This window comes from Microbacterium sp. NPDC090007 (genome assembly GCF_044748345.1).
Taxonomy (GTDB): domain Bacteria; phylum Actinomycetota; class Actinomycetes; order Actinomycetales; family Microbacteriaceae; genus Microbacterium.
The window spans coordinates 698836-722902 of sequence record NZ_JBIVFV010000001.1 but is presented as its reverse complement, the minus strand read 5'-3'; the positions used below and the strand labels follow the sequence as shown (position 1 = coordinate 722902).

At 70.2% G+C, this 24067-nt stretch carries 27 protein-coding genes and 1 pseudogene; 13 read left to right on the top strand and 15 right to left on the bottom strand.

Going from position 1 to position 24067, the window contains the following annotated elements:
• Nucleotides 1–6: 6 nt before the first annotated feature.
• From ACIPVB_RS03390 to ACIPVB_RS03375, 4 genes are all read right to left on the bottom strand, one after another.
• Nucleotides 7–804, bottom strand: coding sequence for an alpha/beta fold hydrolase (locus ACIPVB_RS03390; RefSeq protein WP_400366981.1), 798 nt, complete (start codon nucleotides 802–804; stop codon nucleotides 7–9).
• 334 nt (nucleotides 805–1138) lie between these two features.
• Nucleotides 1139–1981: a hypothetical protein gene (locus tag ACIPVB_RS03385; RefSeq protein WP_400366979.1), complete on the bottom strand. Its 843-nt coding sequence runs from the start codon at nucleotides 1979–1981 to the stop codon at nucleotides 1139–1141.
• A gap of 149 nt (nucleotides 1982–2130) precedes the next feature.
• Entirely contained in the window at nucleotides 2131–3507 is a 1377-nt protein-coding gene (locus ACIPVB_RS03380; protein ID WP_400366977.1) for an amidohydrolase family protein, read from the bottom strand.
• Between the two features lie 253 nt (nucleotides 3508–3760).
• Nucleotides 3761–4816, bottom strand: coding sequence for an alpha/beta hydrolase (locus ACIPVB_RS03375; RefSeq protein ID WP_400366975.1), 1056 nt, complete (start codon nucleotides 4814–4816; stop codon nucleotides 3761–3763).
• Between the two features lie 174 nt (nucleotides 4817–4990).
• Here ACIPVB_RS03375 and ACIPVB_RS03370 point away from each other — a divergent pair, with 174 nt between their 5' ends.
• The 8 genes and pseudogenes from ACIPVB_RS03370 to ACIPVB_RS03335 all read left to right on the top strand — a co-directional run bounded on the left by ACIPVB_RS03370 (nucleotide 4991) and on the right by ACIPVB_RS03335 (nucleotide 11522).
• Entirely contained in the window at nucleotides 4991–5698 is a 708-nt protein-coding gene (locus ACIPVB_RS03370; protein WP_400366973.1) for an SDR family NAD(P)-dependent oxidoreductase, read from the top strand.
• Between the two features lie 105 nt (nucleotides 5699–5803).
• Nucleotides 5804–6082, top strand: coding sequence for a type VII secretion target (locus tag ACIPVB_RS03365; RefSeq protein WP_400366971.1), 279 nt, complete (start codon nucleotides 5804–5806; stop codon nucleotides 6080–6082).
• Complete coding sequence (locus ACIPVB_RS03360; RefSeq protein WP_400366969.1) at nucleotides 6082–7347, top strand: WXG100 family type VII secretion target; 1266 nt, start codon at nucleotides 6082–6084, stop codon at nucleotides 7345–7347. Before ACIPVB_RS03365 ends, ACIPVB_RS03360 begins: the two co-directional genes overlap by 1 nt.
• Entirely contained in the window at nucleotides 7344–7826 is a 483-nt protein-coding gene (locus ACIPVB_RS03355; RefSeq protein WP_400366968.1) for a hypothetical protein, read from the top strand. The genes ACIPVB_RS03360 and ACIPVB_RS03355 overlap by 4 nt, the downstream gene beginning before the upstream one ends.
• Nucleotides 7823–8107 carry a WXG100 family type VII secretion target gene (locus tag ACIPVB_RS03350; protein ID WP_400366966.1) on the top strand — a complete coding sequence of 95 codons (285 nt, stop codon included), beginning with the start codon at nucleotides 7823–7825 and terminating at the stop codon, nucleotides 8105–8107. Before ACIPVB_RS03355 ends, ACIPVB_RS03350 begins: the two co-directional genes overlap by 4 nt.
• Before the next feature lie 119 nt (nucleotides 8108–8226).
• Nucleotides 8227–8469 (top strand): annotated as a pseudogene (locus ACIPVB_RS03345) (FAD/NAD(P)-binding protein); the annotation flags it as partial.
• Nucleotides 8470–8728: 259 nt separating this feature from the next.
• Entirely contained in the window at nucleotides 8729–9919 is a 1191-nt protein-coding gene (locus ACIPVB_RS03340) for a hypothetical protein (protein ID WP_400368219.1), read from the top strand.
• 133 nt (nucleotides 9920–10052) lie between these two features.
• The gene (locus tag ACIPVB_RS03335; RefSeq protein WP_400366964.1) at nucleotides 10053–11522 is read left to right on the top strand and encodes a hypothetical protein; all 1470 of its coding nucleotides are present in this window, start codon (nucleotides 10053–10055) and stop codon (nucleotides 11520–11522) included.
• 155 nt (nucleotides 11523–11677) lie between these two features.
• Here ACIPVB_RS03335 and trxB read toward each other — a convergent pair whose 3' ends face one another.
• From trxB to ACIPVB_RS03315, 4 genes are all read right to left on the bottom strand, one after another.
• On the bottom strand, nucleotides 11678–12664 hold the full coding sequence (gene trxB, locus ACIPVB_RS03330; protein WP_400366962.1) for a thioredoxin-disulfide reductase: 987 nt from the start codon (nucleotides 12662–12664) through the stop codon (nucleotides 11678–11680).
• Nucleotides 12661–13332, bottom strand: coding sequence for an arsenate reductase ArsC (locus ACIPVB_RS03325; protein ID WP_400366960.1), 672 nt, complete (start codon nucleotides 13330–13332; stop codon nucleotides 12661–12663). The genes trxB and ACIPVB_RS03325 overlap by 4 nt, the downstream gene beginning before the upstream one ends.
• A gap of 2 nt (nucleotides 13333–13334) precedes the next feature.
• Complete coding sequence (locus ACIPVB_RS03320; RefSeq protein WP_400366959.1) at nucleotides 13335–13745, bottom strand: arsenate reductase ArsC; 411 nt, start codon at nucleotides 13743–13745, stop codon at nucleotides 13335–13337.
• 73 nt (nucleotides 13746–13818) lie between these two features.
• The gene (locus tag ACIPVB_RS03315) at nucleotides 13819–14724 is read right to left on the bottom strand and encodes a metalloregulator ArsR/SmtB family transcription factor (RefSeq protein ID WP_400366957.1); all 906 of its coding nucleotides are present in this window, start codon (nucleotides 14722–14724) and stop codon (nucleotides 13819–13821) included.
• Nucleotides 14725–14752: 28 nt separating this feature from the next.
• Here ACIPVB_RS03315 and ACIPVB_RS03310 point away from each other — a divergent pair, with 28 nt between their 5' ends.
• Together ACIPVB_RS03310 and ACIPVB_RS03305 are read left to right on the top strand one after the other, a co-directional pair.
• On the top strand, nucleotides 14753–15469 hold the full coding sequence (locus tag ACIPVB_RS03310) for an aquaporin (RefSeq protein ID WP_400366956.1): 717 nt from the start codon (nucleotides 14753–14755) through the stop codon (nucleotides 15467–15469).
• A 46-nt stretch (nucleotides 15470–15515) separates the two neighbouring features.
• A complete protein-coding gene (locus ACIPVB_RS03305) occupies nucleotides 15516–15902 on the top strand; it encodes a low molecular weight phosphatase family protein (protein ID WP_400366954.1) in 387 nt (128 codons plus the stop codon).
• Nucleotides 15903–16011: 109 nt separating this feature from the next.
• Here the strand turns inward: ACIPVB_RS03305 and ACIPVB_RS03300 are convergent, their stop codons facing one another.
• Both ACIPVB_RS03300 and ACIPVB_RS03295 read right to left on the bottom strand, forming a co-directional pair.
• On the bottom strand, nucleotides 16012–16401 hold the full coding sequence (locus ACIPVB_RS03300) for a VOC family protein (RefSeq protein WP_400366952.1): 390 nt from the start codon (nucleotides 16399–16401) through the stop codon (nucleotides 16012–16014).
• 169 nt (nucleotides 16402–16570) lie between these two features.
• A complete protein-coding gene (locus ACIPVB_RS03295) occupies nucleotides 16571–17062 on the bottom strand; it encodes a MarR family winged helix-turn-helix transcriptional regulator (RefSeq protein WP_400366951.1) in 492 nt (163 codons plus the stop codon).
• A 55-nt stretch (nucleotides 17063–17117) separates the two neighbouring features.
• Between ACIPVB_RS03295 and ACIPVB_RS03290 the strand changes: the two genes are divergently transcribed.
• A complete protein-coding gene (locus ACIPVB_RS03290; RefSeq protein WP_400366949.1) occupies nucleotides 17118–17741 on the top strand; it encodes a dihydrofolate reductase family protein in 624 nt (207 codons plus the stop codon).
• 106 nt (nucleotides 17742–17847) lie between these two features.
• Here ACIPVB_RS03290 and ACIPVB_RS03285 read toward each other — a convergent pair whose 3' ends face one another.
• The 5 genes from ACIPVB_RS03285 to ACIPVB_RS03265 all read right to left on the bottom strand — a co-directional run bounded on the left by ACIPVB_RS03285 (nucleotide 17848) and on the right by ACIPVB_RS03265 (nucleotide 22653).
• Complete coding sequence (locus ACIPVB_RS03285; RefSeq protein ID WP_400366947.1) at nucleotides 17848–18219, bottom strand: hypothetical protein; 372 nt, start codon at nucleotides 18217–18219, stop codon at nucleotides 17848–17850.
• Between the two features lie 447 nt (nucleotides 18220–18666).
• Nucleotides 18667–19707: an ABC transporter ATP-binding protein gene (locus ACIPVB_RS03280; RefSeq protein ID WP_400366945.1), complete on the bottom strand. Its 1041-nt coding sequence runs from the start codon at nucleotides 19705–19707 to the stop codon at nucleotides 18667–18669.
• Nucleotides 19704–20540, bottom strand: coding sequence for an ABC transporter permease (locus tag ACIPVB_RS03275; protein WP_400366943.1), 837 nt, complete (start codon nucleotides 20538–20540; stop codon nucleotides 19704–19706). The genes ACIPVB_RS03280 and ACIPVB_RS03275 overlap by 4 nt, the downstream gene beginning before the upstream one ends.
• Nucleotides 20537–21412, bottom strand: coding sequence for an ABC transporter permease (locus tag ACIPVB_RS03270; RefSeq protein WP_400366941.1), 876 nt, complete (start codon nucleotides 21410–21412; stop codon nucleotides 20537–20539). Before ACIPVB_RS03270 ends, ACIPVB_RS03275 begins: the two co-directional genes overlap by 4 nt.
• Nucleotides 21409–22653, bottom strand: coding sequence for an ABC transporter substrate-binding protein (locus ACIPVB_RS03265; protein WP_400366939.1), 1245 nt, complete (start codon nucleotides 22651–22653; stop codon nucleotides 21409–21411). Before ACIPVB_RS03265 ends, ACIPVB_RS03270 begins: the two co-directional genes overlap by 4 nt.
• A gap of 72 nt (nucleotides 22654–22725) precedes the next feature.
• On the opposite strand from ACIPVB_RS03265, the gene ACIPVB_RS03260 reads away from it, so the two are divergent.
• Together ACIPVB_RS03260 and ACIPVB_RS03255 are read left to right on the top strand one after the other, a co-directional pair.
• Nucleotides 22726–23418, top strand: coding sequence for a TVP38/TMEM64 family protein (locus ACIPVB_RS03260; protein WP_400366937.1), 693 nt, complete (start codon nucleotides 22726–22728; stop codon nucleotides 23416–23418).
• On the top strand, nucleotides 23411–24037 hold the full coding sequence (locus ACIPVB_RS03255; RefSeq protein ID WP_400366935.1) for a CDP-alcohol phosphatidyltransferase family protein: 627 nt from the start codon (nucleotides 23411–23413) through the stop codon (nucleotides 24035–24037). The genes ACIPVB_RS03260 and ACIPVB_RS03255 overlap by 8 nt, the downstream gene beginning before the upstream one ends.
• Nucleotides 24038–24067 lie beyond the last annotated feature (30 nt).

Genomic DNA, 24067 nt, shown 5'->3' with positions numbered 1-24067 from the left:
CGGATCTCACACCCGCGCCAGCGCCGCCCCCAGGTGGCGCAGCACCGAGACGTGCCCGTCGTCGGGGTGCAGTGCGAGCGTCGCGTGCGGCAGCACGGCGGCGAGCGCCCGCCCGTGGGAGGGCGGGATCACCCGGTCGCGTTCCCCCTGCACGAGCAGAACGGATGCCGTCACCTCCTCCGGCGCGAACCCCCACGGCCGGGTGAAGGCGAGGTCGTCGTCGATGAGACCGTCCGGTCCGTCGGCGCCGGCCGCTCCGGCGTCGGCTCCGAGCGACGCCCATTCGCCCTGCAGCGCGGCGTAGTCGGCATCCACGAACTGCACCGGATCGAACTCGTCGGTCTCGGCGAAGCGCCGCCTCTCGTCCTCGCCGGCCGCGGCGGCGAGGAGTCCGCCGGGCGCCTGCATGCCGCAGAACCACCACGGCTCGTCGACGAAGGGGGCGGGAGACGCGAACATCACCACCGCGCGAACGAGCTGCGGCATGACCGCGGCGCACGCGAGCGCGTGCGGCCCCCCGCCCGAGGCTCCCACCGAGACGACGGATGCCACCCCCAGCCTCTGAAGCACCGGCTGCAGCCCTCGCGCGACGTCGACGACACGGCGCCCGGCCACCCGCGGCGATCCGGCGTACGCGGGTCGCGCCACCGAGACGACCGCGAGCCCGCGCGCCTCGGCCGCCGCACGGACGGGCTCGAGGATGGCCCCGGTCTGCGGCGATCCGTGATGCCACAGCAGCACGTCCCGCCCGGCGACGGCGCCGTGCGAGGTGTGGACGTCGAGGCCGGCGATGGTCGTGCGCATACCGCCAGGCTGACATAGCGGGGGCGGCGGGGCGAGGGCGCTGATCGAGCCGGGGGACGGCTGGCTCGTCGTCCCGAGACCACATGTATGCATTTGTCGGAATCCACGAATCGCGCCGGATCGAACTCGTCGGTCTCGGCGAAGCGCCGCCTCTCGTGCTCGCCGGCCGCGGCGGCGAGGAGCCCTCCGGAAGCCTGCACGCCGGCGAACCACCAGGCACGCGGGCAGGTGGCGCACGAGGAGCGCGAGGGGCGGGCGCGAGAACGCACCACTCACCCCATTGAGATCGAGAGCAACGATTCGCAGCTCGCGCCTGCCGCGCGCGGTCGCAGACTCACCACGCGAGACGGCGACGAATCGCGTCGGCCGCGCGGTCGGGGAACTCGTCCCAGCCGGGTCGCAGGATGCGGACGGCCAGGTCGAAGAGGGAGCGAGCGGCGTCGGCGACCGGTCGATCCAGGGCGTCGGCGATCTCGGCCGCCCATTCCGGATAATCCTGCTCGAACCGTCGCGTCGGATCGATTCGATCGCGCGACCCCGGTTCGGCACCGGGGTGGAGGGCCCGGATCGCGCGCACGAGGTGAGTGACGGCGTGGAACCGGACGAACTGACCGCCGTTCACTACCTCTCCGCGTCGGGTCCTCCCCATGCCGAGGAAGATCTTGACCAGCAGGAGGTTCGTGTCGTTGACGGGGTCGAACGCGTCACGGGCGGCAGCTTCCTGCTGACCGGCGGCGACGAGCCGTGCGGTCACATCCGCGGAGTCGACCACGACGCTGGCGTCTCCGGCCACCGCCCCGGCGAGTTCCGGCGGCTCGGCCAGGGCGAACTCGAAGACGTGGCCGTCGTCGTACATCGCGACGAACCCGATCGCGCCTTCGCGGGCGATGAGCACCACGCGATGCCGATCGGGCAGCCAACCCAGATCCGCCCGCGCCTCTTCGCCTCGCCCCGCGTGCGTCAAGACGAAGAAGTCGTGATCCGACCATTCGTCGCGACGGTACTCACCCGCATCCGAGGCTGAGCCCAAGAGGACGAGCCCGGCCAGGTCGTCGCGCGAGCGCACACCCTCGATCAACCCGGACGTGAGAGCGTCGAATCGCTCATCCGGGGGGAGGACTTCCGCCTCGTCGGCGCGAATGGGGCCGGCGTCAGGGCCGGTGGACTTCGGATGCATGTGTCCACGTTGGCACGGGCGGATGCCCGCGCGACGATCAACGCGCGTCCGTTCCAACGTCGAGTGTCCGAAACACCCGGACGCCGCCGCCCCTCCCCCCGCGTGTTCTGGACACTCGAGAGCCGGGCGGGGCGGGAGCGCCGAGCGCCCTACAGGATGACGCCGAACTCCTCCGCCAGCGCCGGCAACTGCGCGTGCAGCACCGCCGACGCCTCGACGGCGAGCGGGTTGGTCGAGACGCCGCGGTCGTTCACGAGCTCGCCGCCGACGTAGACCTGCTGCAGGTTGCGCAGGCCGCAGGCCAGTACGTAGCTGCGTACGGGGTTCCACAGCGGCCCGACGTCGGGGAACCGCGGGTCGACGACCACGAAGTCGGCGAACTTGCCCACCTCGAGGCTGCCGACGCGGTCGTCGACACCCATGATCTCGGCTCCGCCGAGGGTGTGCAGGCGCAGCACGCGCTCCGGCATCATCGACAACGGGTCGTGGGTGCGGGCGCGCTGCATGAACATCCCCGTGCGCATGTTCTGCCACGGGTCGGCGACGTCGGTGCAGGCCTGGTCGTCCAGACCCATCCCGACCTTCATGCCGAGCTCGAGCATTTCGGGCACGTGGGCGATACCCGACGCGAGTCGCCCATTGGATGCCGGCTGCCACGACATCGCGGCGCCTCCGGCCGCGGCATCCTGAATGATCTGGGGCGTGGTCTGGATGAAGTGGCCGAACATCATGCCGGGGCGCAGGGCGCCGGCGTTCTTGTAGAGCTGGAACTTGGTCTGCTGGTGGTCGATCGCCTCGTACGTCTCGAGGAAGTGCGCCTGGTTCGTGACGCCGAAACGGTCCATCACGGCGACCTCGATCTCCGCGGCATCGGGCCGGGTCGACCACTGCACCTGCCCCATGATCGACGCGCCGAGCGCGATGTCGGGGTCCATCGCGAGCACGTGGTCGAGCGAGGCCTCGAACCTTGCGAAGATCTCGTCGTCGGTACCGACGGTGGCGTCCAGCGCGATGGAGTCGACGAAGCGCAGGCCGGCGTCGTGGCATCCATCGGCCTGTCGCGTGTGCCAGGCGTGGTCGCGCAGCTGTCCGCCGCCGTCGGCGCGCTTGCCCTCGACCATGGGCTCCCACGGCAGCAGCGGGTCGGTGAAGTTGTAGGCCGTGGTCACGCCGTTGGCGAGGAAGTCGAGCGAGCCGTGCAGCGTCGCCCAGTAGATCTGGTCGGGCGAGGCGTTGTTCAGCACGCTGAACATCGACGTGCACCAGCCGTAGAGCGTCTGGTCGACGCCGAGGCCGCGCGAGCCGCTGGTGAAGAGGTGGCTGTGCGACGACACGAACCCGGGGGCGACGAACTTGCCGTCGACGTCGAGGATCTCATCGGCCGTGACACCCGGATCGGGGTCGCCGGCGCCGATCGCGGCGATGCGGCCACCCTGCACGAGCATGTATCCGCGCGCGATGTAGCCGGGGTCGTCGGTGCCCGCGGGGACCGTGATGAGACGTGCGTTGATGACCAGGAGCGACATGTTGATGACGGTAACAATCGCGTGTTTCCGCGGTGTTCCGGGCGGTTTGCGGGTCGGTGGCGAGGCTCGTCCGACTCGGGTCGGCGGGTCGGCGGGTCGGCGGGTCGGCGGGGCGGCGGGCGGCGGGCGGCGGGCGGCGGGTGGCGGGTCGGCGGGTGGCGAGACTGCATCTCGCTGACAACACCGGCGCAGAATGTCGCCGAGATGTCAGCGGCGTGCAGTCTCGCGCGCTGACGGGCGCGCGAGCGCCGCCTCAGGCGAACGCCGCGCGCACGGCCGGCGCGATCCGCGCCAGCACCTCGTCGCGCGCGGGGGTCGACGGGAACACCAGGAACAGGTGCGGCACCCCCTCGCGTCGCACGAACGTGACGGGGACCCCGGATGCCGTGAGCCGACCGGCGTAGTCCCCCGCCTCGTCGGCGAGCGGGTCGACGGCGGCCGCGACGATCACCGCAGGCGCGGAGCCGGTGAGGTCGTGAGCACGCAGCGGCGCGGCCTCGACCGGGACGACGGCCAGGGCGCCACCGCGCGCCGCAGCCGCACCCGCGCCCGCGCCGCCCGCGCCGGTGCCGCCCGCGCCGTCCCCGGCGCGGCCCACGCCATCCACGGCGCCGTCGCCCGCGGCATCCCGCACGTACTGCCCCCAGTACCACCGCATCCCCTTCGCCGTTAGCGGCAAGTTCTCGGCGTGGGCGCGGTAGCTCGGGCGGCTCGGATCGGGCGCATCGAGCACCGGGCACAGCAGCACCTGCACACGGATGCCGGGCACCCGGCCGTCCCGCGCGCGCAACGCCAGCGCGGCGGCCAGGTTGCCGCCCGCGCTGTGCCCCGCCACACCCAGCAGCGTCGGGTCGACGAGCCCGCCCGCGCCCGACGCGGCGAAGCGCAACGCGCGGTCGAGATCGTCGAGCCCGGCGGGGAAGGGATGCTCCGGCGCCAGCCGGTAGTCGACGCTCAGCACCTGCGTCCCGGTCGCCACGGCGAGCGCGCGACACAGCGCGTCGTTGTTGTCGAGGTCGCCCGCGACCCAGCCCCCGCCGTGGGCGAAGACGAGCGTCCCCCGATGCCCCGCTCGCGGCCGATACAGGCGCAGTGCCAGGGCGTCGGCATCCAGGTCGATCGTCTCGAGGGTCTCGTCGTCGGGCATCCGCACCCACGACGGGTTCGAGCGCAGTTCGGCGAGGCGCGTCGCGTCGTCCGCGTCGGCGTCGGTGGCCCCCGAGGGGATCGTCCCCGCCTGCGCGGCCAGTCGAGCGAGGTGCGCGCGCACGGCGGGATCGGTGATGGCGGGGTGGACGGTATCGGTCACGGGCGTCCTTGAGGAGGAGGTGTTGCGGCGCTTCGAGCGTAGGGTCGCGGATGCCGACACCCCACCCCCCGCGCGCACACTTCACGCCGCCGAAACACCCACGTCGCCGAGCGCGGCGACGCCGGGCGTACCGTGACGGCCGAGCGCGCGCCCGATGCCCGCGAAGGGGATGCCATGTCTCAGCGCGTCATCATCACGGGAGGGTCGGGCGGCATCGGCGCCGCGATCGTCGAGAGGTTCGTCGGCGACGGCGCCCGGGTCGCGGTGCTCGATCGCCGTGCACCGGTCGGGGACACGGCATCCCTCTTCTTCGCCGTCGACCTGCGCGACCCCCTCGACACCCGCCGTGCGGTGGGCGAGGCGATCGCCGCCCTGGGCCGCGTCGACGTGCTGGTGAACTGCGCGGGGGTGTTCCAGCACGCCTCGCTGCTCGACATCACGGTCGACGACTGGGACCTCGTGCTCGAGGTCAACGCGCGCGCGACGCTGGTGACGATGCAGGCCGTCGCCCCCGCCATGCTCGAGGCCCGCGGCGGCGCGATCGTCAACATCGCGAGCATGGCTGCCAAGCACGGCGGCGGCGGTGAGGGCCATTACGCCGCCTCGAAGGCCGCGGTCGTCGCCCTGACGCGCGCCGGAGCGCAGGAGTGGGGATGCCACGGCATCACCGTCAACGCGATCTGCCCCGGGTACGTCCTGACCGACATGGGCGCCGACACCCGCTCCGAGGCCGACATCGCCGCGTGGAGCGCGCGCTCGCCCCTGGGAAGACTCGGGATGCCGCAGGACGTGGCCGGCGTGACCCACTTCCTCGCCTCACCCGCCGGCGGGTACCTGACGGGTCAGGCGATCAACGTCACCGGCGGCATGATCATGCACTGACGGTCGCGGCAGGGTGAAGCCCGGAGAGAAGAGCGGGTGAAGTGTCGCCCGCGTACGTGGGGGCACGGCCGCAGCGACATAGCGTGTGGGGAGGGAGGAAGTCGCATGTCTACGTTCTCCGTTCGGCCCGACAGTTTGCGCGAATCAGCCGCCTGGTTGCAGCGCGTCAGCGACGATGCCGGGGTCTTCACCGACACCTGCGCGACCGACGTCGGCCACCCTGGCCTCGCTCTTTCGCTGTCCCTCTTCGCTGCGCAGTCCGCCCGCGACTGGCAAAGCGCCGCAGGGACGGTCGCGCAACTCGCCCAGCGCCTGCGCCAGAGCGCCGATCTCTATGAGAGCGCCGACGAAGGCCTCGCGGCCATCGGCCTGGACGGCGACTGATGGAACTCGGGCAGACCACTGATCCGCTCGATCTCGTTCCCGGCTCCGTCGCCGATCTCGACGGAAGTGTTCGGGCATGGCGAGGACGAGCAGAGACGGCTCAAGAGATCGCCGGCCGCCTGCGAGCGATGGCACCCCCCGACGGATGGGAGGGAGTCAGCGCCGAAGCCTTCGCCGCGAAAGTGCCCGAGGCCGCGGGCCAGTGGGAACAGGTCGCGGCGAATCTGCAGAACGCCGCTGATGCGCTCGACCGGTACGCGACCGTCCTGGGATGGGCGCAGCAGAAAGCGGCCGACGCCATCGCCATGTGGGATGCGGCCCGCGCGCAGACGATGGCCGGGATCGAGAGCTACCGCGCGGCCGAGCGAAAGGCCGCGGGGACCGGCATCGTACCCATGTACGTGGATGCGGGTGCGAGCGAGCGAGCGGACGCGCGCGGCCTCTTGGAGTACGCGCGCGCCGAGGCGCGAGACGCGGGCGACTCCGCGGCCCGCACCACGGAATCCCTCGTTCCCGCGCGAGCAGTGACGTGGAACGAGGTCGGCGCCGTCTTCCTCGCGACCCTCGCGGTTCAGGGGCAGATCCAGTGGGACGCTCTCGCCGACCTCGTCAACGGCGCCGCCTCGGTCGGCAATGCGATCACCCAGAATCCCGATGCCCTATTCGCTCTTCTGGGCGGCGGGGCGCTCGCCCTCGGCGGCGGGGCGGCGGCGGTCGGCGGAGGAGGACTCGCTGCCACAGGGGTGGGGGCGGTCCCCGGAGGGGCGGCAGTCGCGGGCGGCGTCGCCGCAGCGGGGACGGGTGGGGCGCTCGCTGCGCTGGGCGCATCGCGCCTGGCCGGGGAAGCGGCGGGAAGCGCCGGTGCCATGCTGATGGAGAAGCAGCATGGTGTCGATCGGGGTGATAGCCGTGACGACTTCGGCCAATTTGCCCACGGCCAGGAGGTCAAGCCGTGGGTGGACAAGGAATTGAAGGGGCTGGACGAGATCGAGGAGCAACTCGGTACACCAGTTACACGAGATAGTGTCGCCGCCTCGATATTGGGCAGCTCCCAGAAGAGGTTCTTCGACGGCCTTTTCCGGAATCCGGACGGCACGTGGACAGCGGTCGAGGTCAAAAGCGGATCAGCTTTCGCAAGATGCGTGAGAGGCGAAGGGGGACAACGCGCCTTCGACGACAGCATCTCGCTTGACTCTCCCGCGGTAGCCCGATTAAACGGCGAGCGAATTGAAATTGTCAGAGTGATATTGAAGGAGATGCCATGAATCAGCGCCACTACTACACGATGGACGGGAGCTCCACGGAGTTCGGGAGCGGCTTGCGCTCACCGAGAGAAGAATTCGCGCATCTCCTTCGCCTGTTGCGCGAAGGTAAGCGCTCGACGTTCATCGTCGGCCCCATCCCGGACGGCGTGCATTTCGTCGACCACATCCAATATGGCGACCGATCGACCTATCTCCAATGCGCCGGAACCTTTGAGGCGATGACGATCGAGTGGCACCGCGTCGACGACGACGGCCAGGACCGTCACTACATCGTCGGCCGTGGAGGCGACCACTCCGGCGAACCGAGCGTCGACATCCCCTTTTTCGATGGCACGCGGAAAGCCACGGTCTACCCCGACGAGGTCTTCGCACTCGACGAGGCGACCGACATCTTCTTCCACTACTACGAGACCGGATCCGTTCCCCCCTCTTACGTCACCCGGTGGTTCGATCTCACGTGGCCGAAACCGCAACCATGACGATCCGGTTCGACGGCGCGCGGCACACGGAACTCGTGGAACGTCTGCGCGGGGCGGTCCTCGCCATCTCGCAACACCTCGACGATCTCGACAAAGCCGTTTCGGCGGGCCGCACCCAGTGGACCGGCGAGGCGCGCGATGCGTACGACGTGGCGCACGGCGAGTGGTCCAGGTCGCTCGAACGCCTGACGGCCGCGCTCACCTCGGCCACGCACTCCCTCGAACAGACCGGACGAGCGTTCGATGCGGTCGAATCGACGGTCGCGCGACTCTGGGCGTGACGTCGGGGGCAGCGGCATCCCTCCCCCGTGTGTCAGCGTGTGACGCGCGCCGGACGGCACCGGCAGCCCCGCGTGGCAGCGTGGATCGGGTATTGCCCCCCACACACCGCCCGGGAGAGATGATGTTCACCCGGCTCGTCGTCATCGGCGCGGGCCCCCGCGCGGTGATGCTGATCGAGCGACTGCTCGCCCGGCGCACCCGCGCCGATGCTGCGCTGCAGATCACGCTGGTCGATCCGTTCCCGCCCGGCGCGGGGCGCATCTGGCGGCGCGAGCAGTCACCGCTGCTCAAGCTCAATTCGATGGCCCGCGACGTCACCGTCTTCAGGCGGTTGCAGAGCGTGTACCTCGACTGGTTCTGGCGGCGTACGGTCGCGATCGCGCCGCCCGGGGTCGACGACACCCCCGACGGCTGGGAGGTCGCCCTCCGACGACGGCACCCGCCTCGACGCCGACGTACTGGTCTACGCCCTCGGCCACGCGGGTCGCGAGCCGTCCGACGAGGCGCGCTCCCTGCTCGACTCCGCCGAACGCGAAGGTCTGACCTACCTCGAGCCGGCCTTCACCGCGGACGCCGACCTGTCGGTGCTGGGCGCGGGGCAGGACGTGATCGTCCGCGGCATGGGTTTGGCATCCATCGATGCGGTCGTCCTGCTCGCCGAGGGGCGCGGCGGGCGATTCGTCCGAATCGATGGGCGCCTGACGTACGAACCCTCGGGGGCCGAACCGCGCCTTCACCTGGGCTCGCGGCGCGGTGTGCCGTACCGCTCCAAGGTGTCGTCGCCGCTGCGCGGCGAGACGCCGACCCGTGAGGTCCTCACCCCCGCCGCGGTCGCCGAACTGCTCGCGCGCCCCGGGGCGGTCGACTTCGTCGACGACGTGTGGCCGCTGATCGCCCGGGAGCTCGTGTGGGGTCATTACCGCGAGCTGTTCACGGGCCACCCCGACCGCGTCGGCACGACGTGGCAGAGCTTCCGCGAGATCCTCCGGAAGGTGGATGCCGACACCCCCGCCTTGCGCGCCGCCGTCGCCGAGGTGGTCCCCGACCCGCTCGACCGCTTCGACGTGCCGGCCCTCGACCGGCCCCTCGCGGACGAGGAGTTCGCCGACGCGGGCGCCGCGCACGACCGCGTCCGCCGGCACATCCTCGACGACCTGCGGCTGCGCACGACCCCTGAGCGCAGCACGGGGCAGGCGCTGTTCCTGACCATCCTGGGGTCGTTCCTGGCGCTCGCCGACATCCCGAGGGAGCGATGGAGCGCGCGCTCGCGCGCGGTGGACCTCCCGGTCACCTGGCACACGTTCTTCAGCTACGTCGCCTCGGGTCCGCCGCCGCACCGCCTCGAGGAGCTCGTCGCCCTCGCCGACGCGGGGATCGTCCGATTCCTCGGTCCCGACGTGTCGGTGCGCGTGGAGCCCGGTCGCGGATTCGCGGCCTCGTCGCCGCGAATGCCGGGCGAGGTCGTCGCCCATGCTCTCGTCGACGCCTGGCTGCCCGCACCGGGCGCCGCCGCGAGCGATGACCCGGTGCTGCGCGAGCTCGCCACCCGGCACGGCCGCGAGGTGACCGTCGCCGACGAGGGGTTCACCGGATCTCTCGGTCGGATCGACGTGGATGCCGATGGCCGCGTCATCGCACCGACCGGCGGTGCGCACGAGACGGTGTTCGCTCTCGGGCCGTTCACCGCCGGCACCGAGGCCGGGGCTTTCACCCGTCCGAACGCGAACTCCCTGTCGCTGCGGCAGACAGACCGCGTGGCCGGGGCCGTGGCGTCCGCGCTGGCCGCGCGTCGCGTCGCTGTCATCCGCTGACCCGCCGGACCGGCGGCGCGCGTCGCCCCCACCCACGCCGCGCCGGAACGAGGCAGGATAGACCCACGCGCAATCCGAACACGAGCGGGCCTCGAACACTCCTCGTACGGCGATGACGCCACGAAAGGACGACATGCGATTCGCAACGACCCTCCGGCGCTTCGAGCTGGACACCCGGCCGATCCACCCCGAGACCCGCCGCGCCCTCGACCGGCGGTGGGCGGAGCTGCCCGAGCACGCGAAGACGCCCAGCCAGTTGCTCGGCCGCAGCGCCGTCGGCTGCGAGGGGACGCACGGCGTCTTTCCCAAGTGCAACCTCACGTGCTCGCCCTGCTACCACTCGGCCGACGCGAACAAGGTGCGCATCGACGGCGACCACACGGTCGACAACGTCACGCGCCAGATGGACTATCTGCGCGAGGTTCGTGGACCGCGCGCCCACGCCCAGCTCATCGGCGGCGAGGTCAGCCTGCTCAGCGCCGAGGACCACGCCCGCTCGCTCCTGGCGATGCGCGCGGTGGGACGTGAGCCCATGTCGATGACGCACGGCGACTTCGACTACGACTACCTGCTCGACGTCGTCCTTGGCGACGACGGCAAGCCGCGCTTCGACAAGGTGTCGTTCGCCGCGCACTTCGACTCGCTCATGCGCGGTCGTCGCGGAGCCGTGCGCCCCCGCAGCGAGGCCGAGCTGAACCCCTTCCGAGAGACGTTCGCGAAGATGTTCGTCGACCTCAAGCGCGACCACGGTGTCGACAGCTACCTGGCCCACAACATGACGGTCACCCCGTCCAACGTCGCCGAGGTCGAACAGGTCACGCGCGACGTGCTCGAGATGCCGTTCGACATGATGTCGTTCCAGCCCGCCGCCTTCATCGGCGACGACCGCCGCTGGCGCGAGGACTTCGGCGAGGTCACGATCGACGCGGTGTGGGAGCGCATCGAGGCCGGAGCGGGCCAGAAGCTGCCGTGGCAGGCGACGCAGTTCGGCGACCCGCGCTGCAACCGCTCGACCGTGGGTGTGCGGGTCGAGAAGACCTTTGCTCCCGTGCTCGATCCCGACGACCCCAAGGACATCGCCGCGCGCGACCGGTTCCTGTCGCACTTCGGCGGAATGATCTTCGGCGGCATCCCCCGTCACGTCCTGGCCGTCAAGGTGGTGCGCGCGCTCGCGTCGCACCCCGGCGACATCCCCCCGCTCATCGGACTCATGTCGCGCGTGCTCCGCCGCGCGGGTGGTCTGCGCAAGGTCGTGTCGGCCGCCCGCCGCGGCAAGGTGTCGTTCAAGACGTTCGTCATCCACAACTTCATGGATGCCGAGCAGGTGGCGCCCGCGTGGAAGCTCATGCAAGAGGGAGTCGTGGCCGACGACCCGCTGCTGCGCGAGACGCAGGAGCGCCTGGGCGCGTGCATGTACGCGATGGCCCACCCCGAAGACGGCCGTCTGGTGCCCGCGTGCGTCCAGCACTCGGTGCTGGACCCGAAAGAGAACGAGGAACTGCGCCGCATCCTGCCGCTGCCGACCGTCCGCCCCGGTGCGACCGTGACGGCGCGTCCCTCGGGCCTGACCGCGGTGCGCGAAACGGGTACCCGGACGGCTTGAGTGGGGATCCGCGAACGCATCATCCTCGTGGACGCCGGAATCCTGGCTCGCGAGAAATGCGGCACGTGGGCGCACTTTTCCCGCTTCCGCGGCGTGCCCGACTCCCTCGCCGGGATACGCACCCGCGTCTGACGTTGGTCACCCCCGCGAAGCACCTACCGGGTGAGAGTGCCTTCCCCTTTGGCTGCCTCCTGCTGGGCGTAGCTGGCGAGGCCGTTCGCTGCAAGGAAGTGCTCGGCGTCAGCGGCGGCTGCGCAGCCGGTGCCGGCGGCGGTGATCGCTTGGCGGTAGCGGTGGTCCACGAGGTCGCCGGCGGCGAAGACGCCGGGGAGATTCGTCCGAGTGGTGGGTGAGTCGACGCGGACGTAGTTGTCGACGTCGACGTCGACCTGGCCGAGGACGAGTTCGGAGCGGGGGTCGTGACCGATCGCGATGAACAGGCCCGTCGCGGCCAGCTCCGACTCCTCGCCGATGACCGTGTTCCGTAGGCGCAGTCCGGTGAGGCGGTCGGTGCCGACCGCTTCGGTGACCTCGGTGTCCCAGAGCACGCGGATCTTGGGGTTGGCGAGGGCTCGGTCCTGCATGATCTTGGACGCGCGGAGGAAGTCGCGGCGGTGGATGAGGGTGACGCTGTCCGCGAAGCGGGTGAGGAACATGGCCTCTTCGAGCGCGGAGTCGCCGCCGCCGACGACGGCGATGTCCTGGCCCTTGAAGAAGAAGCCGTCGCACGTCGCGCACCAGGACACTCCGTGGCCGGTGAGGTGCTGTTCGCCGGGGATGCCGAGCTTGCGGTAGGCGGAGCCCATCGCGAGGACGACGGTGTGCGCCTGGTAGGTGTCGCCGTAGCCGGTGGTGATGGTCTTGACCGGTCCGGTGAGTTCGAGGGCAGTGGCGTCGTCGTAGACGATGCGAGCGCCGAAGCGCTCGGCCTGGGCGCGCATGTTCTCCATCAGGTCCGGGCCCATGATCCCGGTGGGGAAGCCGGGGAAGTTCTCGACCTCGGTGGTGTTCACGAGGGCGCCGCCTGCTTCGACGGCGCTGGTGAGCACGATCGGGTCAAGGCCGGCGCGGGCGAGGTAGATGGCGGCAGTGTAGCCGGCGGGACCGGAGCCGACGACGACAACGTTCTCGATGCTGCTCATGAGGGGACTCCTGTGGGGGTGACGCCGAGGGTCGCGAGCATGGCTTCGACCTTGGTGGTGATCTGGTCGCGGATCGTGCGGACGTCCTCGAGCGGGAGGCCGGCCGGGTCGGTGAGGTCCCAGTCCTGGTAGGTCTTGCCGGGGTAGATCGGGCACGCGTCGCCGCAGCCCATCGTGACGACGATGTCGGCGGCCTGCACCACGTCGTCGGTGAGGGGCTTGGGGAACGCCTCGGCGATATCGAGACCCAGCTCGGTGATCGCCTCGATCACCGACGGGTTCAGTTCCGCGGCAGGCATGGACCCCGCCGAGCGTACGTGCACACGGCCGCCCGAGAGTGCGCTGGTGATCACAGCGGCCATCTGCGAGCGACCGGCGTTCTGTTCGCAGATGAACAGCACTTCCGGCACATCGTTCACGATTGCGCCCTTCGCCTGAGCGAGAGCGGTCAGACGGTCGGTCGCGAACCGGACGGTCTGGCTCGCCAGGTGCGCCTTCACTTTTGATGTGCGCAGCAGGCCGGTGTACGACTCGAGCACATACCGCTCGACCGTCTCGGGCGCGAAGATCCCGGTGAACTTCTGACTCAGCTCGTCCGCGAGCCGGGCGAGGTACGCCTCCGGGTAGACCAGCCCCGGCAGGGGGCGGCGGGCGCTGAAATCGACCATCGTCAGACCTCTGCGGGCAGCAGCTCGGCGAGCAGGGCCTCGACGCGGGCCTTGATGTCGTCGCGGATCGGGCGCACCTCCTCGAGTGACTTACCCTTGGGGTCGGTGAGCGCCCAGTCTTCGTAGCGCTTCCCGGGGAATATCGGACAGACGTCCCCGCAGCCCATCGTGATCACGGCATCCGACTCGCGCACCTGCTCGGTGGTCATCAAGGTCGGGACGGCCTGGGAGATGTCGATGCCCTCCTCCGCCATCGCAGCGATCGCCATCGGGTTGATCTGGTCGCCGGGCTCGGAGCCGCCGGACAGCACCTCCACGGCGCCGCCGGAAAGGACGCGCATGTAGCCGGCGGCCATCTGCGAGCGACCCGCGTTGTGGATGCAGACGAACAGGACGGTGGGCTTATCGGTCATGAGTGTTCCTCCCTCGAACACCCCAAAGCATAGACGCTTATCTATGGTTTTGTGAACGGCCACCGAGGGTTGTTCATGCCGCGTTCACCTTCAGGGTGGCGAGGAGAGCGCGCACGCGCGCGTCGATGTCGTCGCGGATCTCCCGCACCCGAGACAACGGCAGGCCCACCGGGTCTTCGAGGTCCCAGTCGAGGTAGCTACGGCCTGGGTAGATGGGGCAGGCGTCACCGCACCCCATCGTGATCACGACATCGGAGGCTCGGACCACCTCATCGGTCAGCGGCTTGGGGTACTCCCCGGCAACCGGCACCCCGATCTCATCCAGAGCCGTGACGATGACCGCGCGCACCGCGTCCGCGGGCTCCGAGCCCGCGGTGCGCACACGCACCCGGTCCCCCGCAAGATGGCGCAAGATGGCAGCGGCGAGCTGAGAGCGGCCGGCGTTCTGCACGCACACGAAGAGCACATCGGGAATGCCGCCCTCCCGAGTGGGGTCCGTGCTGGCGCGCAGCGCGTCGAGGCGGTCGGCGGCGAAACGCGATGTCATCGAGGGCAAGAGCCGGGTCAGGTGCGCACGTCGGGCCAAGAGGTCGCGGCTCTCGCGCACGTATCGCTCGACGGTCTCCCGAGAAAAGGTGCCCGCGAACCGAGTCGAGAGGTCCATGACGATCCGTTCGAGGACGTCACCGTCCACCGGAGGGGACTCGGGCGGCAGTCGGAGATAGTCGCTCACCCGGTCGAGCTGATCCGGGGCGACCGAATACCAGACGATCCGGCCCTCCGGTTGGCGCGCCAGAATGCCTTCCGCCACGAGGGCGCGCACGTGGTGGCTCACGGTGGGCTGACGCAGTTCGAGCGCGTCGGCCATCTTGCCGACGAGCTGGCGCCCATCCGGGCTGTCGAGGATCATCGAGGCAATCCGCGCCCGGGTGGGATCCGCGAGCAACCGTAGGGCTGTGGTCGAACCGACGGAATCCATAGATGAAAGTCTATGCGAAGCTGGGCGCATGACTCCTGCTCCCGCTGCCCTCCTTCGCCGTGTCGCCGCCGAATTCGCGGGCTCCGCTGCCCTGACCGCGATGGTCGTCGGCTCCGGGATTGCCGCGACCAGCCTCTCTGACGACATCGGCGTGCAGCTGCTCATCAACGCGATCGCGACTGCGTTCGGCCTGTTTGTGCTCATCACCGTGCTGGGCTCCATCAGCGGGGCCCACTTCAACCCCGTCGTCTCACTCGTGGACCTTGCCTTCGGCTACCGCGGCGCTCGGGACGTCGTCCCCTACATCGGTGCGCAGATCCTCGGCTGCATCACCGGCAGCATCCTCGCGAACATGATGTTCGACCTCCCACCCGTCGCATTCAGCACCACGGATCGGATCACCCCGGGACACCTGGTCGCGGAAGTCGTCGCAACGGCCGGACTGGTCGCCGTGATCTTCATCCTCGCCCGCAGCGGCCGCTCCGCCTGGGCCGCCGGCGCCGTCGCCGCCTACATCGGCTCCGCCTACTTCTTCACGAGCTCTACCAGCTTCGCGAACCCCGCAATCACCATCGGCCGCATCTTCTCGGACACCTTCGCCGGCATCGCACCAGCATCTGCGCCGCTGTTCGTCATCGCGCAGCTGCTCGGGGCCACCCTCGGCTGGGCAGGCGTCCGACTGCTTACCCCGCGCCACACCCCACCGCCTGAGCAGCACGGTTCACGGCGCGTTCACCGCCGCTGATCAAGATCCTCCCTACCCCGACCAACACCCATCCGAAGGCGCCCACATGAGCACCCCCACCGTCCTCTTCCTCTGCAAGCACAACGCCGGCCGCTCCCAACTCGGCGCCGGGCTCCTCGAGATCCTCGCCGGAGACCGCTTCACCCCCACCTCCGCCGGCATCACCCCCGCCGAAAACGTGAACCCGGCGATCGCCGCGACCGTCGCAGAGCTCGGCCTGGACATCAGCCACCGCACGCCGCGCGCGGTCACCGCCGAAGACATCGAGACGGCCGACATCGTGGTCGCCATGAAGCCCGGACTGCCGCTTCCCGCGACCCCCACCGGCCGTTACCTCGAATGGTCCTTCCCCGACCCGACCGACTGGAGCGCAGAGAACGTCCGACCTCTCCGCGAAGCCGTCACCGCTCGCATCCAAGCCGAGCTGCTGTAGGCACGCCACGTAGCGACAACAGAACGCCGCCACGGAGCGTTGTTATCCACAGCTGCAGAGAGTGAATTGACGGGTGGTGCAAAACCGATCGGTTTCTCACCACTACCATCTACCTCCGCAGGTGGGGTTGGACCACAGTCAGACTGTTCCCATCGGGGTCGAGGATTTCCGCGACGCTGACAGCTTCGACCGCCTCTGCCTGAATAGGAAGCACTCGCACCTCGAAGTCGAGCCCGAGCTGCGCCGCTGCATCCGAGGCCGCCTTCATATCACCGACGTTGATGGTTGCCAGTCCGCCACCGGCGCGCTCGCTATCTTCGCGGATCTGCAACGTTCCCTTTTCGGGTAGGTCGGGGTCAACGAGGTACCACTCCACGATCCCGGTACTGGGCTTCCCGTCCGGCGCGCGTCCGAACAACTGCGCATAGAACCCTTCTGCCGCCCCAACATCTCGAACGGGAAGAGCCGCAAAAACGGTCAGCGCGGGCCACGTCGTCATGCGCGGCAGAATACGCCGGCTGCCCCTCTAGGACGAGTGTCAGCTCCGTAGTGCCTTCCCGCTGCCACCGTGAGCCCTCGCGACTGTCGTCGAGCTCGGTGTCGACATCAGCGATCCCGGATGGTGCGAAACCGATCGGTTTTGCACCACCCGCGGCCGACGCGAGGCACTACAGGGCTTCGGCTTCACGAACTGATTGCAGGAGCAGGCGGAGCATCTCGATAACGTTCCTGCGCTGGTCCTGATCAAGGCCCGCCAGCAAGCGGTCTTCGTTATGGAGGTGCTCGCCGATGAGTCGATCGACGAGCTGGACTCCTGACGTCGTGAGGCGGACGCGGACTACGCGGCGATCGTCGCCTGATCGCAGGCGCTCGACGAGGTTTTTCCCCTCAAGTCGATCGATGCGACCGGTTATAGCGCCCGACGTGACCATGGACGATGCCAGCAGGTCACCAGCCGACAGATCGGCATCCGCCCGCCGCAGGGTCATCAGCACGTCCAACTCAGATTGTTCAAGCCCGTTGGCGCGGGCGAACTTTTGAATGGCCGTATTCACCAGGACCGCCAGCCGTTGTACGCGTCCGAACACCTCGAAAGGCGAGATATCCAGCTCTGGTCGCTGGGACCGCCACTGCGCGGCTGCAAGATCGACTTCGTCCATGCTTATATTCTGTCATAAACCTTGACGCTAAGAATCTTAGCGTTAAGATGTTAGCATGACGGACAACCCAGGTGTATGCAAGGTCGCTGTTGCAATGTCAGTGTCGGTAGACGGCGTAGCCGGAGGGGAGCGGGAGGCGGACCTCATGTCGGTGCACTCCGCGCTTCTCGACTGGCAGTTCTCCCTGGCCTCCTGGCGCGCCTCGCAGGGAATGCAAGGCGGGCAGGCGGATCGAGAGTCAGACCTCTGGCAGCAGCAGTTCGAACGGTTTGGAGCTCAGGTAATCGGGCGCACCATGTTCGACTTTGGTTTCGAGCCATGGGGCGATGAACCGCCCTTTCACGCGCCGGTCTTCGTCCTCACCTCGACCCCTGGCGCACCCATTGCGAAGGACGGTGGCACCACCTACTTCTTCGAAACAGGCGGGATCGGTGCCGCCGTCAACGCAGCCGTTGCCGCCGCTGACGGACGCGATGTGCTCGTCGCCGGCGGAGTCAAGACCGCGCGAGCAGCATTGGAAGCTGATCTAGTCGACGAAATTATCCTGCACGTCGTCCCTGTGATGCTCGGGCGCGGGGTATCACTGCTCGGCGCCCTGGGCCGCGATCTCACCCTGCAATGCATCCAAACAATCCAGGGCGAACGAGCGCTCCATCTGCGCTACGCCGTCGAACGATGACGCCGCGGGTTGAGCCCTCACGGTGCGGTGGGGCGGGACGCGGGCCAACCAGACCCCGATGCCACTTTGCAGCCTGATCCCCGCAGTGAGGAGCCGTGCATCCGCCTTAGCACAGGAGTTGGTCGAAGCGGAACGCGGCGAAGTCTCGCACCGGCAGGACTCGGACATCGCGGAAGCCGGCTTCAGTGGCGTACTGATGGAGCAGCGCGGGTCGCATCACCGTCCCGGTGGCGGCGGTGGGTTGCGTGGACATCCCATCGGGGAGGCAGATGATAATCGCCCACCCGAACGCGAGGCCAGCGAAGGAGGACAACGCTATCCAGCCACTTGAGGCATTGAACGTGGCATCGGGGTCGCTCAGGAGGACCAAAGTGATGACCGCCGCGACGGCTGACACAGCGGTCGAAAAAAGAATGTGCGGAGCGGCGCGGCGCTTGTCGAGAGCGCGGGCAGTGACAATGCAGGCGTAGATGGCCACACCGCGGGACCGCGACTACCGCTCTTGCTGGCGCCGGATGGTGGCTCGCGGGAATTGCTGCTGGCGTGGCCGCCGCCGCTCTCCTCTTCTGGGCTCGCCGCGCTGTTGCGGAGCGCGGGATGCAAGGTGACCAGGAACCCGAGGCCTGAATCGCGCCGCGCCGGGGCAGCAGCGCTGCGTATCGGATCGGTTCTGCACAGTCTTCGAGCATGACTTGTCGGCCCTGCGACGGCGGACGGTCCCCGCCGACAATGCTGGCAGGGACCGCGTGGTGGTGTCTTCAGGTAGCTCAGCCGTTCGTTGTGCCCTGTTCGAAGCATCCCTGGCATCGAGGCCACTCTTGTCGACCTGAACCGTTTGCGAACCCGTAAAAGCAAGCGGACGACGGGCATCCGCGCCGTCGAGGTGTGCGGGCCGGAGCAGGTTTCTGATGGATCGGACGCCCGGTCAGCCCACGACGACGTGTGCGAGCGCTTCTGGCACCGACAGCGCGACATCGTCCCCCGGGCGCAGCGCCGACACCGAACCGACCTCGGCGTGCAGCTCGAGCGCACCCGCATTGACGGTGACCTCGATGCGCGCGCCCACCAACCGGCGCGACCGGACCGTGCCGACGATGCGGAGGGGGTCGGCATCCGTCTCCTCCGCCACCCGCACGTCCTCCTGCCGGAAGACGAGGGTGGCGGGCCCATCGGCGACACCGGGCGCGGCCACGGCGCCGAGGGCACTGCGATGGATGCCGCCCACCACCTCGCCCGGGACGGCGTTGCGGCCGCCCATCAGCTCGGCGGCGCGCAGGCTCCCGGGCCGGCGGTACGCGTCGGCGACGGTGCCCTCGTGCAGCAGCCGGCCGTGCTCGACGAGGGCGATGCGATCGGCGACGCGGGCGGCCTCGTCGCGGTCGTGGGTGACGAGCAGGATGGTGGGCGAGAGGTCGGCGCGCACCGCCTCGAGCAGGTCGTGCATGTCGGCGCGCAGCGCCGGGTCGAGGGCGCTGAACGGTTCGTCGAGCAGCAGCACAGCGGGCTCGGCCGCGAGCGCGCGGGCGATGGCGACGCGTTGCTCCTGTCCGCCCGACAGCTCGCCGACGCGGCGGGAGCCGTAGCCGCCTAGGCGCACGGTGTCGAGGTACCGCTCGGCGCGCTCGCGGGCGCGGGCGCGCGGCATCCCCGCGACGCGGTCCGAGAATGCGACGTTGTCGAGCACCGACAGGTGCGGGAACAGCAGCGAGCGCTGGAAGACCATGCCGACGCCGCGGCGCTCGGCGGCGACCGCGGCCACATCGCGACCGGCGATCGAGACGGTGCCGCGGTCGGGGGTCTCGAGCCCGGCGATGACGCGCAGCAGCGTCGACTTTCCCGACCCGCTGGGTCCGAGCACCGCCGTGCAGGTGCCGACGCCGACGGTGAGCGAGAGGTCGTCGAGGGCGGGCGACGGCGAGGCCGTGTACGTCTTGGTCAGGCCCGACAGGACCAGGTCGGCGCTCACGCGACCACCTCTTTCATGGGCAGAGTACGGCGGCGGCGGCCGAAGGCCAGCACACCGAGCAGGAGCAGCACGGGCGGCACGACCGCCGACAGCGACATGAGGGCGACGGCCGCGTCGTTGCCGAGTCCCGCGGCGGCCGAGGCGACCACGAGGGGCAGGGTGACGACCTCTCCCCCGCCGACGATCAGGGTGACGATGTAGTCGCTCCACGCCACGAGGAACGCCAGGAACGCGGCCCGAGCGAGGGCGGGCGCGATCATCGGCAGCTGCACGCGGCGCAGCACCTGCAACCGCCCCGCGCCGAGGAGCCGCGCCTCTTCTTCGTACGAGGGGTCGTAGGCGCCGTACGCCGTGCGCATGATGAACGCCGTGTACGGCAACGCCATGACGGTCAGCACCATCGCGACGCCGACGACCGAGGGCACGTGCGCGCGCAGCAGCACCACGTTGACCCCCAGCACGGCCGCGAAGGGCGGGAGGGCGATCGGGGCGAGCAGCAGTACCGAGACCAGGCGGGCGCCGGGGACGACGCCGAAGGTCAGCGCGCGGGCAGCGAGGGCGCCGACCAGCGTCGCCACCACGGCGACGACCACGCCCAGCACCAGCGAGCGCCCCAGCGCGGGCACCGCTCCGAACGCGATCGCCTGGTCCAGTGAGCGCAGGCCGAAGGCCGTGGGGAGCGCCGACGGAAAACTCCACCGGTCGGCGAACGACCACAGCGCGAGCGGCAGCAGCGGGAGCGCGAACCACACCATCAGCCCGACGGCGAGGGTGCGGCGCAGCACCTTGCCGGCGCCGCGCGAATGCGTGAGAGGGCTGTCGAAGGCGGTCATCGCCAGGCCGCCGTCCGTCGCAGCGCGGCGAAGGTGAGCGCCACCGCGCCGAGCGCGAGCACGCAGGTCACCAGCGCCACCGCGGCGGCCTCGGGACGGGAATCGAGCGAAACACCCTGGAACAATCGGACCGCGAGGACGGGCAGCGGTTCGGGAGACGTACGCCCGAGCAGCCACAGCACCTCGTACGAGCCGAGCGCGTAGACGAAGCTGATGGCCGCGCCGATGAGGATCGTCGGTGCCGTCAGCGGCAGCAGCACGTGGCGGAAGCGCTGCGCGCGACCCGCTCCCAGCAGCGCGGCGGTCTCGTCGTAGGTCTGGATGCGGGTGGCCAAGGTCCCCGTGACGATGAGCGCGACGAACGCCGACTCCTTCCACGCCAGCTCCACGATCGCCGCGCCCCACAGGGGCCCGCCGACCCACGGCAACCACGCGTCGGGCGCGATACCGAGCAGGCGCGGGAGCACCCCGGCATCCGTGAGCAGCAGACCCACCGTGGCCGCGGCGATGAGGTGAGGGATCGTGACCGTGAGGGTGCCGAGCGCCGCGACCGCGCGGCTGGTGCGGGTGCGCGACACGATGACGACCGCGGCGGCGGTGCCGATGACCACCGCCAGCGCCGTCGCGACGACCGCGACGCTGACCGAGACCGCGATCGCCGCGAACAGCTCCCCGGGTCGCGCCGTGAACGCCTGCACCCCGGGCCGGGGCTGCCCCACCACCGGCAGCAGACCGAAAGCCTGCAGCACCGTCGCCCCGACGCCGCCGCCCAGCACGACGAGGGCGAGGACGACGGCGGGCAGCACCAGCGCCGCCCCCCGCAACCTCGCACGCCGCGAGCCGGTGCGCCGGGCGACGGGCGCCCAGGTCACTGCGACAGCACGTTCTGCCGCCAGCCGTCGTCGAGGGCGGGGACCCATTCGGCGGCGAGTTCCGCGTGCGCGTTGCGCGAGAGCTCGTCGTACGGCGGCACCACCGGAGAGGCCGGCAGCGCGTCGAAGAGGGCGCGGTCCTCGGCGGACAGGGCGTCCAGATCGAGCACGGGGAACTGTCCCCACACGTCGGGTTCGGCCTTCTTCGCCTGCTGCTCGGCCGAGAGGGCGACGTTCGCCACGACCATCGCTCCCGCCGCGGCGTCGGAGTTGACGGGCAGACCGAGGAAGCTGGCGTTGCCCACCGTTCCGTCCTCGAGCGTCAGCACCTTCGTCTGGGCGGGATAGGTGCCGTCGGCCACGAGGCCCGTGAGGGTCGCCGGGCCGTAGGTCATGGTCATGTCGACCTGACGGTCGGCGAACAGCTGACCCAGCTCGGTCTCGTTCGCCGGATACGTGTCGCCTCCGCGCCACAGACTCGGCGCGAGCGCGTCGAGACGGTCCCAGAGGGCGGGCGCGAGCTCGTCGAAGGCGTCCTGCGAGAAGGCGGTCGGCACCTGGTCGGCGCCGCCCGAGACGCTCGCGAGCGCCTCGCGCACGAACACCGACCCGGTGAAGTCCGGCGGCGCCGGGTAGGTGAAGCGGCCGGGGTTGGCCTCGGCCCAGTCCAGCACTCCCGCCAGCGTCGTGGGCGGGTCGGCGATCGTCTCGGCGTTGTAGGCGAGGGTGAACTGCGCCTTGTGCCAGGGCGCCTCGCAGCCGTCGACGGGCGTGCCGAAGTCGGACTGCAGCAGCGGGTCGTCGGCGCCCGTGTTCGCCATCGACGGGAGCATCCCCGTCCACCCGCAGCGCCAGGCCCCGGCCTCTTTACCCGTGCGGAAGTTGTCGCCGTTGACCCACAGCAGGTCGACGCTGCCGTCTTCGCGTCCCGCCTGCAGTTCGGTGAACACGCGGTTCAGCGCGTCCCGCGTGTCGGTGACGGGCACGCGCTCCAGTGTCACGCCGAACTCCGCGACCGCGGGGGCCAGCACGTCGTCGATGTAGGCGTTGCCCTGATCGTCGCCGCCGTACATCCACAGCTGGACGGTCTGGCCCTGAGCGGCCGAGAGCACGGCATCCCAGTCCGAGAATTCCGCCGCGTCGGGGGTTGCGGGGGCGGCGCATCCCGTGAGGGCGAGAAGAGTGGATGCCGCGGCCACCGTCAGGGCGGTGAGGCGACGTCGGCGTCGAAGGGGGGTCATGGGGCTCCTCGGTCGGTACCGGCGACCGCTGGTCGCGCGCGGACTTAGGGTAAGGGAAGCGGAGGGGAATCGATGGAACCGGACCGAACCGACGCGCCTGCGCGCCGTGCGATACGTCGACCCCTTCTGCGACTCGTCCTTCTCGGAGTCTTCGTCGCCGTCGTCGCAACGGTTGGCTTCGTCTTCGTCCCGCACGACGTCGAGCAGATCCGCGCCTGGTCCGGCCAGGTCGGGTGGGCGGGGGCGGTGCTGTTCACGCTGCTGTACGCCGCGCTCACCCTCAGCCCGGCGCCGAAGAACGTGCTGGGCATCGCGGCCGGCCTGGTCTGGGGTTTCCCGGTGGCGTTCGCGATGGTCTACGTGGGCGCGCTGCTGGGGGCCGCGGCATCCTTCCTCATCGGTCGCGCGCTCGGCCGCGAGGCCGTCGAACGCTTCACGGGGGCGCGGGTGGCCCGCCTCGATGCCGCGATCGGCCGCCGCGGACTGATCGCCGTGCTGAGCGCCCGGCTGATCCCCGTCATCCCGTTCACGCTCATCAACTACGGCGCGGGGCTGACGTCGGTGCGCCGACGCGACTACGCCATCGGCACCGCGATCGGGATCCTCCCGGGCTCGGCGGCGTACGTCGCGCTCGGGGCCTTCGGGTGGGAACTCGGCCCGGGCTTCTGGGTCGCGCTGGCCGCTGTGGGCGTGTTGCTGGCAGCCGGGCTGATCGCCGGTGCGGTCGTCCGCCGACGCCGCACCGCGGGGGCCGCCGATGCTTGACCGCTCGATGCGCGCGGTGCTCTCGGGTCCTCTGGATGCCGCGGCCGCCGTCCTCGATCGCCCGGGCGTCACACCCGATCGCCTCACGATCGCGGGTCTCGTCCTCGCGCTGGCTTCGGCCGGCGCGGCCGCGGCGCAGTGGTGGGCCGTGGCCGTCGTGCTGTGGCTCGTGTCGCGGGTGGCCGACGGGCTCGACGGAACGCTCGCCCGGCGCCGCCGCGCGCAGGGCCGGGGCGGCGAGAGCGAGGCGGGCGGCTTCCTCGACATCACGGCCGACTTCATCGCCTATGGCGCGGGGGTCTTCGGCGTCGCGTGGGGCGCCACGACCGCGTTCGACACGCCGTGGTGGCCGTTCCTGCTCGTCCTGGTCGTCTATTACGTCAACGGCACGGCGTTCCTGGCGTTCTCGTCGATCGCCGAGCGCACCGGGCGCCGCATCGACGACGGCCGCTCGCTGTCGTTCCTCGGGCGCATCGCCGAGGGGACCGAGACGATCGTCGTTCACGCGCTCTGGCTGATCCTGCCGTTCTGGGCGGGAGGGATCGCGGTGGTGTGGAGCGTTTTCGTGGGCGTCAGCGCCGTGCAGCGGATCGTCGTGGGGTACCGCCTGCTGCGGTGAGATCGCGCGGCTGCCCGGCTCGCCCGTACA

Excerpts from the sequence above, each read along its gene's own strand:
- ACIPVB_RS03315 (WP_400366957.1), bottom strand. The coding sequence starts at position 14,724 with ATGGATTCCGTCGGTTCGACCACAGCCCTACGGTTGCTCGCGGATCCC.
- ACIPVB_RS03320 (WP_400366959.1), bottom strand. The coding sequence starts at position 13,745 with ATGACCGATAAGCCCACCGTCCTGTTCGTCTGCATCCACAACGCGGGT.
- ACIPVB_RS03350 (WP_400366966.1), top strand. The coding sequence starts at position 7,823 with ATGACGATCCGGTTCGACGGCGCGCGGCACACGGAACTCGTGGAACGT.
- ACIPVB_RS03385 (WP_400366979.1), bottom strand. The coding sequence starts at position 1,981 with ATGCATCCGAAGTCCACCGGCCCTGACGCCGGCCCCATTCGCGCCGAC.
- ACIPVB_RS03300 (WP_400366952.1), bottom strand. The coding sequence starts at position 16,401 with ATGACGACGTGGCCCGCGCTGACCGTTTTTGCGGCTCTTCCCGTTCGA.
- ACIPVB_RS03255 (WP_400366935.1), top strand. The coding sequence starts at position 23,411 with ATGCTTGACCGCTCGATGCGCGCGGTGCTCTCGGGTCCTCTGGATGCC.
- ACIPVB_RS03290 (WP_400366949.1), top strand. The coding sequence starts at position 17,118 with ATGACGGACAACCCAGGTGTATGCAAGGTCGCTGTTGCAATGTCAGTG.
- ACIPVB_RS03295 (WP_400366951.1), bottom strand. The coding sequence starts at position 17,062 with ATGGACGAAGTCGATCTTGCAGCCGCGCAGTGGCGGTCCCAGCGACCA.
- ACIPVB_RS03370 (WP_400366973.1), top strand. The coding sequence starts at position 4,991 with ATGTCTCAGCGCGTCATCATCACGGGAGGGTCGGGCGGCATCGGCGCC.
- ACIPVB_RS03305 (WP_400366954.1), top strand. The coding sequence starts at position 15,516 with ATGAGCACCCCCACCGTCCTCTTCCTCTGCAAGCACAACGCCGGCCGC.
- ACIPVB_RS03265 (WP_400366939.1), bottom strand. The coding sequence starts at position 22,653 with ATGACCCCCCTTCGACGCCGACGTCGCCTCACCGCCCTGACGGTGGCC.
- trxB (WP_400366962.1), bottom strand. The coding sequence starts at position 12,664 with ATGAGCAGCATCGAGAACGTTGTCGTCGTCGGCTCCGGTCCCGCCGGC.
- ACIPVB_RS03275 (WP_400366943.1), bottom strand. The coding sequence starts at position 20,540 with ATGACCGCCTTCGACAGCCCTCTCACGCATTCGCGCGGCGCCGGCAAG.
- ACIPVB_RS03390 (WP_400366981.1), bottom strand. The coding sequence starts at position 804 with ATGCGCACGACCATCGCCGGCCTCGACGTCCACACCTCGCACGGCGCC.
- ACIPVB_RS03325 (WP_400366960.1), bottom strand. The coding sequence starts at position 13,332 with ATGGTCGATTTCAGCGCCCGCCGCCCCCTGCCGGGGCTGGTCTACCCG.
- ACIPVB_RS03340 (WP_400368219.1), top strand. The coding sequence starts at position 8,729 with ATGGGTTTGGCATCCATCGATGCGGTCGTCCTGCTCGCCGAGGGGCGC.
- ACIPVB_RS03260 (WP_400366937.1), top strand. The coding sequence starts at position 22,726 with ATGGAACCGGACCGAACCGACGCGCCTGCGCGCCGTGCGATACGTCGA.
- ACIPVB_RS03335 (WP_400366964.1), top strand. The coding sequence starts at position 10,053 with ATGCGATTCGCAACGACCCTCCGGCGCTTCGAGCTGGACACCCGGCCG.
- ACIPVB_RS03380 (WP_400366977.1), bottom strand. The coding sequence starts at position 3,507 with ATGTCGCTCCTGGTCATCAACGCACGTCTCATCACGGTCCCCGCGGGC.
- ACIPVB_RS03360 (WP_400366969.1), top strand. The coding sequence starts at position 6,082 with ATGGAACTCGGGCAGACCACTGATCCGCTCGATCTCGTTCCCGGCTCC.
- ACIPVB_RS03365 (WP_400366971.1), top strand. The coding sequence starts at position 5,804 with ATGTCTACGTTCTCCGTTCGGCCCGACAGTTTGCGCGAATCAGCCGCC.
- ACIPVB_RS03355 (WP_400366968.1), top strand. The coding sequence starts at position 7,344 with ATGAATCAGCGCCACTACTACACGATGGACGGGAGCTCCACGGAGTTC.
- ACIPVB_RS03310 (WP_400366956.1), top strand. The coding sequence starts at position 14,753 with ATGACTCCTGCTCCCGCTGCCCTCCTTCGCCGTGTCGCCGCCGAATTC.